Here is a 16,623-nt window from a genome sequence, read left to right on the forward strand (position 1 = left end):
ATGCGATTTCTCTTCTACACCCACTCATTGGTGTCCGACTGGAACCACGGCAATGCGCATTTTCTGCGCGGTGTCATGCGCGAACTCATCCGGCGAGGCCACGAGGCCGTAGCGCTCGAGCCCGGCGATTCCTGGAGCCGGCGCAATCTCGTCGCAGATCAGGGTAACGGAGCGATCGCTGCCTTCCGCAAGACCTTCCCCGATTTGAGGGTCGGGATCTACGGGACCGATTTCGAGCATGAAGCGGCGGCCGGCGAGGCCGACATGGTCATCGTGCATGAGTGGACCGATCCCGCCCTCGTCGCCGAGCTCGGCCGTATTCGCCTGAAGGGCGGCCGCTTCACGCTCGCTTTCCACGATACCCATCACCGCGCCGTCAGCGCCGAGCGGGACATCGCCCGGCTCGACCTTTCCGGATACGACTTCGTTCTGGCCTTCGGTGAGGCGCTGCGGGAGCGTTATCTGCAGGCGGGCTGGGGAAGGCATGTCCATACCTGGCACGAGGCTGCGGATACCTCGCTGTTCCACCCGATGCCGGACGTGGAAAAGCGGGGCGAGCTCATCTGGATCGGCAATTGGGGCGACGACGAGCGCAGCAGCGAGATCATGTCCTTCCTGGTCGAACCGGCGAAAAAGCTGAAGCTCAGGACCACCGTCCGCGGCGTGCGATATCCCGAGACCGCGCTCAGGGCTTTACGGTCCGCGAAAATCGACTATGGCGGCTGGCTCGCCAATGCCGCTGTTCCGCGGGCTTTCGCCGAGCATCGGGTCACCGTGCACATTCCGCGCCGGCCTTATGTCGAGGCCCTGCCGGGCATACCGACGATCCGCGTCTTCGAGGCGCTTGCCTGCGGCATTCCGCTGATTTCGGCGCCTTGGACCGATGCCGAAGGACTTTTCCGGCCGGGCAGGGATTTTTGCCTGGCCAAGGACGGCAAGGAGATGACGCGCCTTCTGCGCCAGTTGCTCGCCGAACCGGACTTCGCCGCGGAGATGACCGCCTCCGGGTTGGAGACGATCCGGGCGCGCCACACATGCAGCCATCGCGTCGACGAGCTTCTCGCCATCGTGGCCTCCTACAGGCCGCGCTCCGGCGCGCGACAGATCATTTCGGAGGAGGTCGAGGTATGAGGCTGGCATTTTACGGATCGAGTCTCGTTTCGGCCTACTGGAACGGCGCGGCCACCTACTATCGCGGCCTGCTCCGGGCACTTGCCGAACGGGGATATCAAATCACCTTCTACGAGCCCGATGTCTACGATCGGCAAAAGCACCGCGATATCGATCCGCCCTCCTGGTGCAGGGTCGTCGTCTATGACGGGACCGTCGAGGCGTTGAAGCGAGTGGCGCAGGAAGCAGCCAAAGCGGACATCGTCGTCAAGGCAAGCGGCGTCGGCTTCGAGGACGACCTGCTGCTCGCCGAGGTGATGGCCGCGGCGGACCCGGCGGCACTGAAAATCTTCTGGGATGTCGACGCACCCGCCACTCTGGCCGATCTCAGGGCCGCGCCCGACCACCCGCTTCGCCGCGCGCTTTCCTCCCTGGATCTCGTGCTGACCTATGGCGGCGGCGATCCCGTGGTCGAAGCCTATCGCGCGCTGGGCGCCCGCGATTGCGTTCCGATCTACAATGCCGTCGATCCCGAGACACACCACCCGGTGCCGCCGGATCCGCGCTTTGCCGCCGATCTCGCCTTCCTCGGCAACCGCCTGCCGGATCGGGAGGAACGCGTGGAGGCCTTTTTCCTCGAGCCGGCGCAAAAGCTCTGGCAACGGCGTTTTCTGCTCGGCGGATCCGGATGGCACGATAAGTCTCTGTCCCCGAATGTCGCCTATATCGGGCACGTACCGACCGCCGACCACAATGCCTTCAACACGACGCCGAATGCCGTCCTGAATATTTCACGCGCCAGCATGGCCGAAAACGGCTTCTCGCCGGCAACCCGCGTCTTCGAGGCCGCGGGCGCCGGCGCCTGCCTGATCACCGACTACTGGGAGGGCATCGAGCTCTTCCTGAAACCCGGAGAAGAAGTGCTGGTCGCCAGAGACGGCCGCGACGTCGCCGAACTGATGCAGCAGCTGACGGCGGCCGGCGCCCGGGAGATCGGCGAACGGGCGCTCCGCCGCGTTCTCGCCGAGCATACCTATGCGCGCCGTGCCGAGGAGGTGGACCGCGTCCTGCGGCAGGCGCGCCGCATGGAGGCTGCCGAATGAAGCGACCGCTCGACATCGTCATTCTCGGTCTCTCGCTGTCCTCCTCGTGGGGCAACGGTCATGCGACCACCTATCGCGCTTTGCTTCGCGCGCTCGACGCTGCCGGGCACAAGGTGACGTTCCTGGAACGGGACGTGCCCTGGTATGCGAGCAACCGCGATCTGGCCGCGCCGGATTTCTGCGACCTCGTGTTCTACTCGAACCTGGACGAACTCGTCTCCAGGCATGCGCACCGACTGGCCGGCGCGGATGCCGTCGTCATCGGCTCCTACGTGCCTGATGGCGTGCAGGTCATCGACGCGGTCGCGGATCTCGCACCGAAACGTCTGTGTTTCTACGACATCGACACGCCTGTGACGCTCGCCAAGCTCGAGCGCGGCGACGAGGAGTTTCTCGCGCGAAGACAGGTTGCGGCCTTCGACATTTATTTTTCCTTCTCCGGCGGCAGAACGCTCGACCGGCTGCGGGACGAGTTCTCGGCGCGGCGGCCGGTGCCCCTCTATTGCGCCGTGGACCTCGACGCCTATCGCGATACCGGTGCGGCCACCGAGTGGGACCTCGGCTATCTCGGCACCTTCAGCCCCGACAGGCAACCCGCGCTCGAACGCCTGTTGATCGAGCCGGCGCGGCGCTTGCCGCACATGCGCTTCGTCGTGGCCGGGCCGAGCTATCCTGAGGACATCGACTGGCCGGAAAACGTCGCGCGCATCGAACATCTGCCGCCCGGCCAACATGCCGAATTCTACAGCCGCCAGCGATTCACCCTGAACGTAACGCGGGCCGACATGGTGGCCGCCGGCTGGTCCCCGAGCGTTCGCCTCTTCGAGGCCGCCGCGTGCCGCACGCCGCTCATCAGCGACTGGTGGGAGGGGATCGAAAGCTTCTTCCCGACCGGTGAGGCCGTGATCATCGCGCGAAACAGCAGCGATGTCGTCACGGCATTGACGCGGCTCGACGAAGAAAAACGCAAAGCACTTGCCGATTGCGCCTATCGACGCGTCGCCGCCGCGCACAGTTCCGCGGCGCGCGCACGGACCTTTGTCGAGGCAATCGAAAGCGTCGCCGCCAGGGCCGGTCTCGCCACAAGGCGTTCCGAGCGGCGGCTTCCGGTTTAACCCGAAAGGAGAACGGCCGATGGCCAAAAGAAACAAAGCAAGCCGAGGAAAGATCATCCTGGTTGCCGGCGGCGCCGGCTTTGTCGGGTCGCACCTTTGTACAGCACTTCTAGGCTCCGGCAACCGGGTGATCTGCCTCGACAGCTATCTCACCGGCTCCCCTGCCAATCTCGTCGGCCTTCAGGACGACCCCTATTTCGCAATGGTGGAACAGGACGTCTGCGACGAAATCGACATCGATGAACCGATCGACCAGATCTACAATCTGGCCTGCCCCGCCTCGCCGCCCTCCTACCAGGCCGATCCCATCCACACGATGATGACAAGCGTGACCGGTACGGGAAACCTCCTTCGGCTTGCCGAAAGGCACGGGGCCACGCTGCTGCAGGCCTCCACGAGCGAGATCTACGGCGATCCCGAGGAGCATCCGCAGCAGGAGAACTACTGGGGCCACGTCAATTGCACCGGGCCGCGGGCCTGCTACGACGAAGGCAAACGCGCGGCCGAAGCCCTGTGCTTCGACAGTCTGAGGGCGGGAAGCGTCGACACGCGGGTCGCCCGCATCTTCAATACCTACGGTCCGCATATGCGCCCCAATGACGGCCGGATCGTATCGAACTTCATCGTCCAGGCGCTGAGGAACGAGCCGCTCACCGTTTACGGCAGTGGCGAGCAGACGCGCTCCTTCTGCTACGTGTCCGATCTCGTGGACGGACTGATCCGGCTGATGAACCGCGAGGAGAATCCTGCCGTGCCGGTGAACCTCGGCAATCCCGGAGAATTCACCGTCATCGAACTGGCGGAACTGGTCCTCTCCAGGATCGAGACGGCCTCGACGATCGTCCATGAGCCGCTGCCGGCGGACGATCCGCAGCGTCGCCGTCCCGATATCGCGCGCGCCAGGAAGCTTCTCGGCTGGGAGCCGAAAGTTCCTCTGGAGGACGGGTTGACCCATACGATCGCCTGGTTCCAGAGCGCACTTGCCGAAAGCCGCGCTGAACGCCGGTCCGGCCGCACCCGGCGCCAGCCGCAACTTTCCGTCGTCACTCAGGATCTGTGATCATGGTTCAGCAGACGAAAGACCGAACGGTCATCGCGCAAGAGATTGCGGCGCTCGGTCCCTGGTTCCACAACATGCGGATCGGAGGCATCGAGACGGCACCCGGTCACTTCCTCGGCGACTATCCCGCGGTGAAATGGAAGGCCTTCAGGCATGTGGTGCCGGAGGACCTCGAAGGAAGGAGCGTCCTCGACATCGGCTGCAATGCAGGGTTCTACGCGCAGGAGATGAAACGCCGCAATGCCGGACGCGTACTCGGCATCGACTCGGACCCCCACTATCTGCGGCAGGCGAAGTTTGCCGCGGAGCAAGCGGGGGTCGACATCGAGTACAGGCTGATGTCGGTCTACGACGCAGCACGGCTGCGCGAGAGATTCGATCTGGTCATCTTCATGGGCGTTCTCTATCACCTGCGCCATCCGCTGCTGGCACTCGACCTCCTCTACGAGCATGTCGTCGGCGACCAGATGCTCTTCCAGTGTATGCAGCGCGGGTCGGAATCCGTGGCAACTCTCAAGGGTGATTACGATTTCCGGGAGTGGGAGATCTTCGACCGGCCCGACTATCCGAAGCTGTTCTTCGTGGAACACCGCTTCGCGGATGACCCCACCAACTGGTTCATCCCCAACCGCGCCGGCGTCGAAGCGATGCTGCGAAGCGCCGGCTTCGTCATCGAAGCCAATCCCGAGCGGGAAGTCTATCTCCTGCGGCGCGGCGAGCGTCCGTATCTGGACGAGCCCACCTTGAGGATCCTCGGAAATTCAGCAGATATCGGGAACTAGTGGCTGCGGCGAACCTCCGGCCTGCAGGCCAGAGGGGCAATTCACCGTCGCCTTGGCGTTGACGGTCCGTCGCTCACGGACCTCATCCGAAGCGGCGAAGCTGCGCAGCTTCCTTCTCGAGCAGGTCGGCCACTTCCTGAAGCGTCATGTGCGTCACGCAGAGATGAATCGCACATTCGAGAAAGCGCGTCGACGAGCGCCGCAAATACATGGCTTCTTCGCGAGCGGCGAGTTCCGATAGAGGATCTTTCGATGGGCGTCGGCGGTCAGGCATTTGGAGACTCCTTCGATTCGCTTGTTTGAAGAACCGCTTTCACGGCGAGAGAAGCCCGCCGGCGTAGATCAAGGCGCCTATCACGACGGCCATGGCTATGATGGCCAGGCTCAGCCCCAGCCGTTGCCTGTTCGGTGCGGCGGTCTCCGCCGCAGCAAGCGGCCGCATCGCGTCGTTGTACTCGGTAGAGGTATCGGCCGGCCTCCCCGCGGCCTGCCCGGACCTGGCGTTTCGGACCGCTTCACTGCCGGGCGGCATACCGCCTGCTTCGTCGTCGGTCTCGAGCGGCGCCGCCGCGGGGTCGAAGCCGCGCCTCTTGTCGCCCGTCCTTCCATGCTGGATGTCGCCGCGCACCTGCGCAGAATTGCTTGCCGGCTTGGACATGGTCGCTCCTTTCCGCTTCGCGACTCAACCGGCTTTCAGGATATTTGTTCCCTGCTCCTCCGCGGCGTCGGGCCCCGGGGCTGACCGGCGCCACTCGCGGCGAGGTCAAGCGGCCGGCTCTACGCACTAGCGGACGGAAAACCGTTTTCCACTTCTCCTGGATGTGCTCCAAGCCGCAGGGTGGTATGAGCGTCGAAGAAGTGAATATCAGCGGAGGCGAGGTCGAGACCGATCCGGTCACCGGGCGCGAGGCTGGTGCGTTCGCGAAGCAACATCGCCAGTTGCGCTCCGCCAAGCTCCACCAAAAGATGTGTTTCGTCGCCCGTCGGTTCCACGATCAGCACCTTGGCGGAGGGGCCGTTAGCGCCGATGTGCAGCTTGTTCGGCCTTATTCCCGCGACGGCCGGCCCCTTGTGAGACAGATCGGGAGCAGGAATGACGATGTCGCCGGGCGCCCGGAACGTGCCGTCAACGACCTCGCCCTCGATGAAGTTCATCGAGGGACTGCCGATGAAGCTCGCGACGAAGAGATTGCGAGGATAGTCGAAAATCTCAAGCGGCGTCCCGATCTGCTCGACATTGCCGTCGCGCATGACGACGATGCGGTCGGCCATCGTCATGGCTTCGATCTGGTCGTGCGTCACGTAGATGCTGGTGGTGCGCAGGCGCTGGTGCAGACCTTTGATCTCGGCACGCATCTGCACTCGGAGCTTTGCGTCGAGATTGGAGAGAGGTTCGTCGAACAGGAAGACTTCAGGGCGGCGGACGATGGCCCGGCCCATGGCGACGCGCTGGCGCTGGCCGCCGGAGAGCTGTCCCGGATAGCGTTCAAGCAGGCCGTCGAGGCCAAGCATGGTAGCCGCTTCGCCCACCTTTCTCTTCTGCTCGTCCTTGGGGAGGCGGGCCAAGCGAAGCGCGAACGCCATGTTCTCGGCAACGGTCATGTGCGGGTAGAGCGCATAGTTCTGGAAGACCATCGAGATGTTGCGGTCCTTCGGAGCGACCTCGTTGACGATATCTCCTCCGATCACGACCGCTCCGTCGGAGATTTCCTCCAGGCCCGCGATCATCCGCAAAAGGGTGGACTTGCCGCAGCCCGACGGTCCGACCAACGCGACGAATTCGCCGTCGGCGATCTCTGCCGAGACACCATGAACGACTTCCAGCGCACCAAAGCGCTTGACCACATTCCTTATTTCAACGCTGGCCATCTCAGCCTCTCGCCTTTTTCATCGCCGCTTCCATGTTGTGGAACGGGCGGCGATAAGCCGGTATCCGGTCCGCAACATCGGGGAACTTGCCGAAGGGCTTATGCGGCTCTGCCTGGTACCAGAAGGCGACGGAGGAGATATCGTCGCCGCGGCGGTTGGCATGGCCCCGCTCGATGGTCACCCGAATGGCCTTGTGGAAGATGGCGGGATCTTCGATGTGCCAGCGGTAGAGCGTGACAGGTTCGGTCCAATTGGGGCCGCCGGCCGCGATGATGCCGTGGTAGGGCGCGCTATAATCCTGGGTGGGGCACCAGGCGGTGTTGAAATAGTCTTCCGTGCCCGTGCCGTGCAGGGTCGGCGGCCAGGCGTCGTTGGCACCTGGTTCGGACTCCGGCCGCGGTTCGATCAACGCCGCCTTCGGACCGATGCGGGGATCGGGCTTGCGCACCGTATCCGGTACCGACAGTCCCTGCTCGCCATCGATGAAGATCATGTCGTCGCCTTCGCCATACCAATCCCAAACCTCGGAACGGCGCCGCGAATAAACGCTGTAGAGTACGCCGACGTAATGGCCGCGCCCTTCGGCCTCGAGGATCGTGTAGTTCTCCTGACCATCGACGTTCTCGCCGCCGAAAAGAAACTGTTCGTTTGTCAGCCCGGCTTCGCTCATACCCGCCGGCCGTGCCTGGCGGTAATGTGCGTGGAAGCGGCCCATGTCCTCTTCGAGGACATCGTGAAGCTCGAGATCGATGTAGTAGTAGAAGAGGAGGTCGTGTTCCGCCTCGTTGGTGATGGTGAACTTCATTTGCGAGCCGAAGGGCATGGGGAAGTAGCAGTTGAAGGCCTTGCCGTCCTCCGGGCTCGCCTGCATCGGCAGGCTTGCATAATTGGCGGTGCGGGCGTGGCCCATGCCGAAGAAGTCGCCGACAGGCGCTTCGATGCTCGGCTCCGTTTCACCGTCCCAGTAGGCCCTGAGCACGATCTTGCGCAGGAAGTCCTCGCTCTCGCATGCGAGCGTCGCCCAGATATGGGTGATGATGCCGGCGCCTTCATATTCGCCGATCACCACCGTCTTGCCGGGTTCGATGTGCAGCCTGTCGTCGTTGCCGCCGGTGCGGTCATGGCTGGAGAAGCGGCGCGTCTTCGCTTTGCGCAGCTTCGCGAGACCGCGAAGGGGCGAGAGGCCGGCATTGGTCATTCGAATTGCTCCTGTGTAATCGCTCGCAGCTCACTTGAGTCCGCTGGTCTTGAGGGAATCCATGATCTGCCTCTGGAAGATCACGAAAAGGATGAGGGTCGGGATGGCGACGATCGTGGAAGCGGCCATCATGTAGTTCCAGGATGCCGAATACTGGCTCTTGAAATTCGCAATCCCGAGTTGGACGACCCAGAGATCGGGGTCCGATGTGATGGTGAGCGGCCACAGGAAGGAATTCCAGTTGGCCAGGAAAAACAGGATCGCCAGTGCCGACATGATAGGGCGGCTGAGTGGGAGGATGACGCTCCAGTAGATCCGCCAGTAACCCGCGCCGTCGATGCGCGCGGCTTCCTCGATCTCCTTGGGCAGCGACAGATAGTACTGCCTGAGAAGGAAGATGCCGAAGGCGTTGAAAATCGCCGGGATGATCAATCCTGCATAGGAGTTGAGCATGCCCATGGCTTTGACGATGACGAAGAGCGGCACGATGATCACCGGCAGCGAGACCAGGAACGTCGAGAAGATCGAGAGAAACATCACCTCTCGGCCGGGAAATCTCAGCCGCGCCAGCGCATAGCCGGCCATGGTGTGGAAGAACAGCGCCACGATCGTGACCGTGGCGGACACGAGGAAGCTGTTGGCCATGTAGCGGATGAACGGAACGCCGGTCAGCACATAGATGAAATTGTCTAGCGTCGGTGCCTGCGGAATGAGGTTCGAAGAAAACGACTCGGCGGCCGGCTTGAAGGCGATCGACACCATCCAGAGGAGCGGAAAGAGCGTCATGAAGGCGAGTATGGCGGTCACCACCATCCAGAGGCCGCGGACCAGCGTCACCTGCGATCGGGAGAAAAAAGGCTGGGGGCGCTTACTGCTCATGATGGAACCGTCCTGCCCGCGTAAGAGCAAAGAAAACAGCCGTCACGATCATCAGCGCCACAACCAGGATGGAGGCCATGGCAGCCGCGTAGCCGAAGGCGCCGAAACCGAAAGCCTGCTGATAGATATAGACGATCAGTACCGACGTCGCGTTCGCAGGCCCGCCCTTGGTCATGACGTAGATGATGTCGAAGGCCTGCGCGCCAGCGACTGCCGCGACCATGGACACCATGATCACGAAAAAGCTCGTGGGCTTGAGAAGCGGCAGCGTGATGAACCAGAACCGGGCGATGGCGCCTGCCCCGTCGATCATCGCCGCCTCGTAATATTGGCGGGGAATGTCTTGCAGGCCGCCGAGGAAGATCAGCATGTAGAATCCCATCAGGAACCAGACGCTGACAAGGACGATGGTGATCAGCGCGAAGTTGGGATCGCCGAGGAGGGAGATGCCGCCAATGTCGAGAGCGGCGGTCAGTCTGCTGACCACGCCGATCTTGTCGACGACCATGAATTGCCAAACGAGCGCGACCACGACGAGGCTGACCATGTGCGGTGCAAAGAACATCGAACGCATGATCGCGTTGAAGCGATCGGTGCGCTGGACGAGAAGGGCAAGGCCCAGCCCGCATACGTAGAGTAGCGGGACCAGCATGATCGCGTAGAGCGCGGTGACCCTCGCGCCCTTCCAGAACAGCGGGTCGTTCCACATGCGAAGGTAATTCCTGGCGCCGACAAAGGAGTAACCGCCGAAACCGTTGACCTCGAAGACGCTGAGCACGAGGGACAGCGCCATCGGGACGCCGAGAAAAATGAATAGCCCCAGCGCATCGGGCAACACGAAAAGATAGCCCGCGATCCATTCGCGATGCTTGGCGGAAAGGCGGGTTCGCCCGGCGTGCCTGCGCCGCGCGGCCGTTTCGGCAATGATTGTCATGGCATCATGTCCAGCTTGCTGAGGCGGCCGCATCCGTTGCGGCCGCCGGTGTGGCCGTCATCAAAGGATCGGCGCGCCTTGATAGCTCGCGAGAAACGCGTCGAGCTGCTGAGAGGCGGCCGTCGCCGTCGTTTGCGGATCGGCGCCGCCCAGCTGCGTCTGCTGGATCGCGTCGGAGATGATCTTGTACACCTCCGGCGGAACGCGCGGCTCGGCCCGGGTCCCGGGATGGATCTCCTCGGCGAATTTACCGATCATACCCGTCGAGAAGGCTCCGCCGCCACTCTTCAGCGCGCTGTTGCGCGGCGGCATGTCCGATTTGCCCTTGGTGCACCAATTGGCGACCCGGTCGACAGAGCCCTGATCCATGGAGGCGAGGGCCCAGGCGCAGAATTCGCCCGCCGCGTCGGAGTTGCGGCCATTTGCATTGGCGACGAATGCCCATCCACCGCCTACGGTCACATATTTGCCGTTTGGCGGCGTGGGCAACGGGAAGACGCCATACTGGAAGTCCTTGGCATTGCTCTGAAGCTGTGAAATGCCCCAGATGCCGACATTCTGCATGGCGACATAGCCGGATGCGAGGTTCGCGATGGTGTCGTGCCCGCCCGCACCCATGATCTGGCGGGGCGCCGCCCCACTGTTGATCGCGTCCTGCCAGAATTTGAGCGCTTGCACCGTTGCCGGCGAATCGAAGCTGCTCTTGCCGTCGGCCGTCTGGAATTCGCCGCCGCCCTGCCAAAGGAAGGGATACCACGTGAAGTTCTGGTAGTATCCCGGCTGGGTCTCGAACATCACTCCGAAGCGCTCCGGAGTCGTGAGCTTCTTGGCCACCTCCAGCAACGCCTCCCATGTCTTGGGGACATCGTTCTCGTTGAGGCCGGCCTCCTCGAAAGCCTTGACCGAATAGTACATCGCCATCGGCTCGACTTCCATCGGGATGCCGAAGATCTTGCCGTCCACCATGCGGTTGGCGATGACGCTTTCGGGGAAGTCCGCCTTCGCCTCGTCATCGATGAAGGGGGTCAGATCCTTGAGGACGCCGCCATTATAGTAGCGCAGGAAGTCACCCGGCGAGATGATGAAGATGTCAGGTCCCTCGCCGGAGGCAAACGCAGTCGCCAGTTTCGGGCCACTGATGTATTCGGAGTTCGGAATGAATTCGAGTTCGATCTTCTGCGGGTGGCTGTCGTTCCAATCGGCAACCGTCTTCTCGAACCATGCGACCTGGCTCGCTACCGGACCGCCGGGTGCGTAAAACTGCCAGAATTTCAGCGGTGCTTCCTGGGCCCGTACGGCCAGGCGGTTGATGTAGGGAAATCCGCCGAGGCCGACGACACCGCCGGCAACAGCCGCACCGCCCTTCAGCAGGCCGCGGCGGGTCAGTGTCGGAAAAACCTTCTCTCTGTCACTCATTAATTCCTCCCGTTTTGCTGGTAAACGCCCCCGGCTCCTCTCCGGAGGACGGCTTCGCCTTACGCCGTATCGAAGGCGTGAAGGATGCAGGGGATCACCTCCGAGCGGGGCGACCCTGAATACTCGCCCGACAACCGTTCGAGCAGCATGGCGGTTGCTCGATGCGCGAGCAGCGAAGGGGTGTTGCCGACACGCGCGATCCGAGGCCGCACATATTCGAGCTGGGGCTGGTCGCCGAAAACGGCAATCGCAACGTCGTCGGGAATGCGGACGCCGCGGTCATGGAATTCGGCGATAGCCCCCGCCGCCATGAGATAATTGCCGAAAAAGACGACTGAAGGCAGGTGGTCCCCAGTGCTCGCCAGCAGCCATTCTACGGCTTCCTGGCCCGACGGGCTAAGATAGGTGCCCTCGCGCCGCAGTTCGGCGAGCGGTTCCACGCCGTGATCGCGCAGACCCTGTTCGAAGCCCGCCGCTCGTGCCATGGCCTCGGCAAAGAAAGACGGACCGGTGACATGGGCGATGCGCTTGTGGCCTTTCTTCGCAAGGTAGGCGCCCATCTGATAACCGCCGCCGAAATCGTCGATCTTGACGCTGTCGACGGCTGCATTCGGCAGGTCACCGATAAAGACGGTGGGGACGTCTATGCCGATCAATGCGTCGTGCATGTCATGCAGGGCAAAGTCGCCCACGATCAACCCGTCAATCCGGCGGTTTCGTATATGCCTCAGATACTGCTGACTATGCTCCTGCGAGTGACCGCCGGGAACGTCGGTGTTGAAGATCAGAAGATCCAGCCCCGTCGCCTGGAGATCCGATTGGGCCGCCTTTACGAGTTCCGGATAGAAGGGGTTGCGAATATCCGGGATCAGCATTGCGACGAGATTGGTCCGCCCAGTGCGCAGGCTCTGCGCCTGGGGGTTCGGCACGTAACCGAGCTCCGCTATCGCGACTTCCACCCTTCGACGCATTTCCGCCGAAACACGGTCCGCATGATTCAGCACGTGCGAGACCGTTGTCAGAGATACGCCCGCTCGTTTCGCTACCTTGGCAATCGTTGTCATGCCTCAATGAATAATAGAGGATAAATCGTTTTGCAAATCGTTTTTCAAATCGATTTGCAAAACGATTTGCGGCACATCGACGCGAAGCGGCTGGCTGCCAAAAGCGCGCAGATCTGTAGGTATGGGAGGCTGCTGTCCGGGAAGATTCAACAACGGAGCGTTTCAGTGTTCCTGAAACGCTCCGGCAATTTAGAACGACTAATCGCTGCGAGAGAGATTACTCCCGGACCGACTGCTGCAGGCGATCCTTGGCCGCGTCATGCACTTCCAGCGCCGCATCGCCGGCCTTGTCGAGGATTTCCTGCCCGGCCTCCATGGCTTGCGCCACGCCGGCATTCGCCCTGGCCGCGAGATTGGACCGCACATCCTCCGCCATTTCGCCCAGTGCCTCGTCCTCGGCCTCGCTGTGGGGCAGCGCCGCCCCGATTGCCGCACCGACGGCAAAGGCGAGCGCTCCGCCGACAAGCGGCTGGTCGCGGAAATGCCTCAAGATGGCGGCGTTGAGCTGCGCGCCCTGTTCTTCGAGCGACCGGCCGGCACCCTGCATGCTGCCGGCGAGAGATCTGCCGGCTCCCGTCACCGAATCGGACATACGGCCCGCCGCGGCGCTCACCTGTCTCCACGTCCGGGACGCCCAGCCGGACGCCTCGTCGAACAGGGCGCCGGTCTCGTCCCTGATATCTTCGATCTGCTTGCCTGCCGCGTCGGTAAAGCCGCGATAGATCTTCCCGGCCGGGTCGACGAAGTGCCCGGCCCGCCGGCCGGCATCGTCCGTCAGGGCGCGGAAGCGGCTGCCGCTTTCATCCGTGAAGTGACTGTAGCGCTCGCCGAAGCTCGCCTCCACCGGACCCACTCTCCGGACGGAGCCCGTTACGGGTGCAAGCGGGTAATCATCCGCATCGTCATTCCCCTCCCCGTGCCGCGGCGCGCGCGAGGCGGGGTTGGCGATCAGCCAGGCGAGGCTTACCCCCATCAGGGCAACCGGGATCGGGTTTGACTTGAACGCCACGCCGAGATTGCTCAGATATTCGGATCCGCCGCTCGTTTTTGCATATTCGAGCAGTTCGTCCATTAGTTCTCCCGGCGACATGCGCTCCTGAATTTCGTGGAGCTTTTCCTCGATTCGCTGGCGATCGGCCTCTATTTCGCGCTGCAGTTCGGCAGCGGAGTGGGTGTGTGCGGAATCGTTCATTGCAGTCTCTCCTTCACCACGTTCGCGTCGCGCTGCAGGGAGGCGGCCGTCCGATCGAACTGGATGCTGCTGCCCTTGAGCGCTGAGAGGCCGCGCGAAATCATCACCCAGGCAAGCAAGGCGACAACCACGCCGACGATGGCCGCCGACAACGCATCGGCATTCGCTTCGGTCATGCCCTGAGCCACGAGGAAGGCGCCCAGACCCTGGACGACGGCACTCAGCAGCACGCCGACTGCGCCTATGGCAAAGATCAGCCCGACGAGCAGCGTCTCGAGGCTGCCGACCGCCCGATTGAGATTCTCGGATGCCTCGGCTTTCGCGAGGTCAATTTCCTTCCGGAAAAGACCGGATATATCCGCCACCAGACCGGTCATCAGTTCCGTCAGGGGGCGCTCGTCCCGATGATTAGCCATTATAGCGTTCCTTCTCGCTTGATTGACGGGTCCGTCCCGAAGCATCCCGTCCGTCGCGGCGTGGAGGCGAAGCGGTGAGGAACCGACTTGCGGCCAATCCTGCGATCGCGGCCATGCCGAGGAAGGCGAGTGGCTGCTTTCGGCCGAAATCTTCAACCATTCCGGCGATCTCGCCAAGATTGCGGCCCTCTGCCTTGCGTGCGAAGCCCTGGAGCGACGTGCCGATCTGCTTTGCATAGCGGCCGATGGCCCGTTGATCCGATTGTTCGAGTTCGTTTCCGACCTTCTCGAGTGCGTCAGCAACACCGCTCAACTGGCGTGCTGCCACGTTTTTCTCATCTTCCACGGCGCGGCCGACCGCCGCCTTTGCCTGATCCGTCTGTTCACTGGCGAACTCTTTGAACTCGTTCACGTCTTCACGCACGGCGTTCTCGAGGCTGCGGTCACCCGCCTCCCCCTGTCCGCCGGTGTCACCAGCTTGCACGCCGCTCACGCGCTCGATGCCTTGCGCGGACGTCAAAGGCCTGCCCAAGGGATCGCCGGACCCGCGGCCGCTTGTGTCATTGGTCATTGTCGGTTCCTCCCATGCATAACGGGGATCGTTATCGTCTACGCAATCAAACGAGCCATTTGGAGCCTTGTTCCCTGCAAAGCACCGCAGGCCTTCCCCTTGCGTGCTTCGCTCGTTCAGGAAGCCTCCCGTTGCAGCCATCTCGCCGCCCGGCGATCAGCGGGGTCGGTTCTCCGGCGACTGTTCGTAAAGTTCCTCGACCTTGCGCTTCTGCGCCTGCTTTTCGGCACGCGAGAGCGGCCTCTGCTTCAGAATGGCATAGGCGACCGCAGCGCCGAGTATGAAGGCGCCACCGCCGGTGACAAAAAGCCAGAAATAGTTCGTCAACATCGTCGTATCTCCTCAAATGCAGCCAACTGTGTCGGCCGCCGAAGGTTCCGGGCGGTCCTGTTTCCGCGACATGCCCGGGCCTGTGCCGGAGCGCTCACTGCGCCGGAACCGAGCGTCTGCTCGCGGGTTTGACCGACGTTCGACGAACCAAGCCAAGGAGGAGATCATGGCCAGGAACAGGAGCTGGAGCCGCGACGTCTACGAGAGCTATCCCGAATCGGACCGGCGCCGGCGCGGCCAATCCTACGAGGACGAGAGGCGCCGCGCCTTGACTGCCGGTCCGCGGCTTACGGACTACGAGAGCTCGGAGTATTTTGCCGGTAACGAGCCGGGCCGCTCCGGCACATATCGCGGCCGCGATGACAGCTGGGAACGGGAACGCGCATACGGTCCAGGTCACTTCGGCGGTGGAGGCTTCTACCGCGACGGCGACTATGGCGAGGACTATCCCCGTCTTGGCAGGGGCTACGGGGAGCGCGGCTTTCTCGAACGCGCCAGCGACGAAGTCGCGTCCTGGTTGGACGACGAGGGCGCCGAGCGCAGACGCGAGATGGACCAGCATCGCGGCAAAGGTCCCAAGGGCTACATCCGTTCGGACACCCGCATCCAGGAAGATGTGAGCGATCGCCTGAGCGACGACGGAATGCTCGACGCCTCCGATATCGCGGTCTCGGTCACCAATGGCGAAGTCCAACTGAGCGGTTTGGTCGATTCCAAATGGGCCAAACGCCGCGCCGAGGACTGCGCCGAGGCCGTCTCCGGCGTGAAGCATGTCCAGAACAGCCTTCGCATCCGCCCATCTGGAGGATCACCCGGCTGGAATGCCGGCAACACCGACCGCAACATCGCTTGAGGCAGGGATCCGGAGCAACGGCTCTTCCGGGAAAAGTGTGTATCGGTCTTCCGTCCGGGAGTGTGCTTAATCAATGGCTAAAGCGGCAGCGACCCGAGATGGTCGTCGATGGCTCTCATCGGCGACACCTCCGGAGGCCACCTTACCTTCGGCCTGAATGAATCGTTCCGCACAACCGGATCAACGAACAAGGCGCCCGACAGTTCATGGCGTAAAAACTTCCCCCATCTGCTCGCATCGAAGACTTTGCAGCCGCCCCGGCGAGCATGTGCACTGCAAGGAACTTTCTTAGGACCATCCGGTTGTAAGAATCGAGAGGCCGCACAACGGCCGATAGGAGCGGTCACCCCCGCGTGACCGACAAAGCTTATGCAAACGGCATTGTTCATCGCGATCCCCGCCCTCCCGCTGGGAGCGGCGCTCGTGCTTCTGTGGTTCGGTCCTCTGTGGCGCCAGCAAGCGAGCCCATGGAACCGCTCGTCGACCTGGTGCCCCGGATCCACCATCCTCGACCGCCAGGCGCCCTGGCGGAGCCTCGACAGGATTTGATGCAGGCGGGCTGGCGAATAGGCGTGGCCCTCGTCGGCGTCGTGCGGCGAAGGCCGACGCCTCGCCGCAGACACATGCCGTTACAAAAGTCCCGCCCGGCCGACACATCGTCAATACACGCGGTCGTTCAAATAACCGCACTGGCATCGAGGACGAGCCTCTGCCAAAGCGGAAAGGATGAC

The 16,623-nt window shown here is 62.8% G+C and carries 19 protein-coding genes; 7 read left to right on the plus strand and 12 right to left on the minus strand.

All coding sequences use genetic code 11. The features are described 5' to 3' along the window. Genes AC6CIG_RS18005 through AC6CIG_RS18025 form a run of 5 tightly spaced genes read left to right on the plus strand, consistent with a single transcriptional unit; the run spans position 1 to position 5,170 of the window. Complete coding sequence (locus AC6CIG_RS18005) at positions 1-1,131, plus strand: CgeB family protein (RefSeq protein WP_498323217.1); 1,131 nt, start codon at positions 1-3, stop codon at positions 1,129-1,131. Further along, on the plus strand, positions 1,128-2,213 hold the full coding sequence (locus tag AC6CIG_RS18010; RefSeq protein ID WP_498323219.1) for a CgeB family protein: 1,086 nt from the start codon (positions 1,128-1,130) through the stop codon (positions 2,211-2,213). The genes AC6CIG_RS18005 and AC6CIG_RS18010 overlap by 4 nt, the downstream gene beginning before the upstream one ends. After that, a complete protein-coding gene (locus AC6CIG_RS18015; protein WP_498323221.1) occupies positions 2,210-3,328 on the plus strand; it encodes a CgeB family protein in 1,119 nt (372 codons plus the stop codon). The genes AC6CIG_RS18010 and AC6CIG_RS18015 overlap by 4 nt, the downstream gene beginning before the upstream one ends. Positions 3,329-3,347: 19 nt before the next feature. Then, positions 3,348-4,388 carry a UDP-glucuronic acid decarboxylase family protein gene (locus tag AC6CIG_RS18020; protein ID WP_498323222.1) on the plus strand — a complete coding sequence of 347 codons (1,041 nt, stop codon included), beginning with the start codon at positions 3,348-3,350 and terminating at the stop codon, positions 4,386-4,388. A gap of 2 nt (positions 4,389-4,390) precedes the next feature. Continuing rightward, the gene (locus AC6CIG_RS18025) at positions 4,391-5,170 is read left to right on the plus strand and encodes a TIGR04290 family methyltransferase (RefSeq protein WP_026168915.1); all 780 of its coding nucleotides are present in this window, start codon (positions 4,391-4,393) and stop codon (positions 5,168-5,170) included. Positions 5,171-5,252: 82 nt separating this feature from the next. Here AC6CIG_RS18025 and AC6CIG_RS18030 read toward each other — a convergent pair whose 3' ends face one another. The 12 genes from AC6CIG_RS18030 to AC6CIG_RS18085 form a co-directional block, all read right to left on the minus strand. Beyond that, positions 5,253-5,444, minus strand: coding sequence for a hypothetical protein (locus tag AC6CIG_RS18030; protein ID WP_033046178.1), 192 nt, complete (start codon positions 5,442-5,444; stop codon positions 5,253-5,255). A 39-nt stretch (positions 5,445-5,483) separates the two neighbouring features. Next, positions 5,484-5,828, minus strand: coding sequence for a hypothetical protein (locus AC6CIG_RS18035; RefSeq protein ID WP_498323223.1), 345 nt, complete (start codon positions 5,826-5,828; stop codon positions 5,484-5,486). Positions 5,829-5,947: 119 nt separating this feature from the next. Then, positions 5,948-7,039: an ABC transporter ATP-binding protein gene (locus AC6CIG_RS18040; RefSeq protein ID WP_498323225.1), complete on the minus strand. Its 1,092-nt coding sequence runs from the start codon at positions 7,037-7,039 to the stop codon at positions 5,948-5,950. A gap of 1 nt (position 7,040) precedes the next feature. Next, positions 7,041-8,237: a glycoside hydrolase family 172 protein gene (locus AC6CIG_RS18045; RefSeq protein ID WP_498323227.1), complete on the minus strand. Its 1,197-nt coding sequence runs from the start codon at positions 8,235-8,237 to the stop codon at positions 7,041-7,043. A 30-nt stretch (positions 8,238-8,267) separates the two neighbouring features. Beyond that, positions 8,268-9,116, minus strand: a complete 849-nt coding sequence (locus tag AC6CIG_RS18050; RefSeq protein ID WP_275599673.1) for a carbohydrate ABC transporter permease — start codon at positions 9,114-9,116, stop codon at positions 8,268-8,270. Continuing rightward, entirely contained in the window at positions 9,106-10,050 is a 945-nt protein-coding gene (locus AC6CIG_RS18055; protein WP_498323229.1) for a carbohydrate ABC transporter permease, read from the minus strand. Before AC6CIG_RS18055 ends, AC6CIG_RS18050 begins: the two co-directional genes overlap by 11 nt. Before the next feature lie 60 nt (positions 10,051-10,110). Further along, a complete protein-coding gene (locus AC6CIG_RS18060) occupies positions 10,111-11,466 on the minus strand; it encodes an ABC transporter substrate-binding protein (RefSeq protein WP_498323230.1) in 1,356 nt (451 codons plus the stop codon). A 59-nt stretch (positions 11,467-11,525) separates the two neighbouring features. Next, the gene (locus AC6CIG_RS18065) at positions 11,526-12,530 is read right to left on the minus strand and encodes a LacI family DNA-binding transcriptional regulator (protein ID WP_440853930.1); all 1,005 of its coding nucleotides are present in this window, start codon (positions 12,528-12,530) and stop codon (positions 11,526-11,528) included. 217 nt (positions 12,531-12,747) lie between these two features. Further along, positions 12,748-13,722, minus strand: coding sequence for a DUF3618 domain-containing protein (locus AC6CIG_RS18070; RefSeq protein WP_498323232.1), 975 nt, complete (start codon positions 13,720-13,722; stop codon positions 12,748-12,750). Continuing rightward, a complete protein-coding gene (locus tag AC6CIG_RS18075; RefSeq protein ID WP_018098028.1) occupies positions 13,719-14,138 on the minus strand; it encodes a phage holin family protein in 420 nt (139 codons plus the stop codon). The genes AC6CIG_RS18070 and AC6CIG_RS18075 overlap by 4 nt, the downstream gene beginning before the upstream one ends. Beyond that, complete coding sequence (locus AC6CIG_RS18080) at positions 14,131-14,709, minus strand: nutrient deprivation-induced protein (protein ID WP_498323233.1); 579 nt, start codon at positions 14,707-14,709, stop codon at positions 14,131-14,133. The genes AC6CIG_RS18075 and AC6CIG_RS18080 overlap by 8 nt, the downstream gene beginning before the upstream one ends. Positions 14,710-14,865: 156 nt before the next feature. After that, the gene (locus tag AC6CIG_RS18085; RefSeq protein ID WP_080662009.1) at positions 14,866-15,039 is read right to left on the minus strand and encodes a hypothetical protein; all 174 of its coding nucleotides are present in this window, start codon (positions 15,037-15,039) and stop codon (positions 14,866-14,868) included. 166 nt (positions 15,040-15,205) lie between these two features. Here AC6CIG_RS18085 and AC6CIG_RS18090 point away from each other — a divergent pair, with 166 nt between their 5' ends. Together AC6CIG_RS18090 and AC6CIG_RS18095 are read left to right on the plus strand one after the other, a co-directional pair. After that, on the plus strand, positions 15,206-15,892 hold the full coding sequence (locus tag AC6CIG_RS18090) for a BON domain-containing protein (protein ID WP_498323235.1): 687 nt from the start codon (positions 15,206-15,208) through the stop codon (positions 15,890-15,892). 369 nt (positions 15,893-16,261) lie between these two features. Next, positions 16,262-16,441 (plus strand): hypothetical protein, encoded by a 180-nt coding sequence (locus AC6CIG_RS18095; protein ID WP_324764304.1) that lies wholly within the window; start codon positions 16,262-16,264, stop codon positions 16,439-16,441. Positions 16,442-16,623 lie beyond the last annotated feature (182 nt).

The sequence above is a fragment of the Sinorhizobium sp. GQ132 genome (assembly GCF_059758575.1).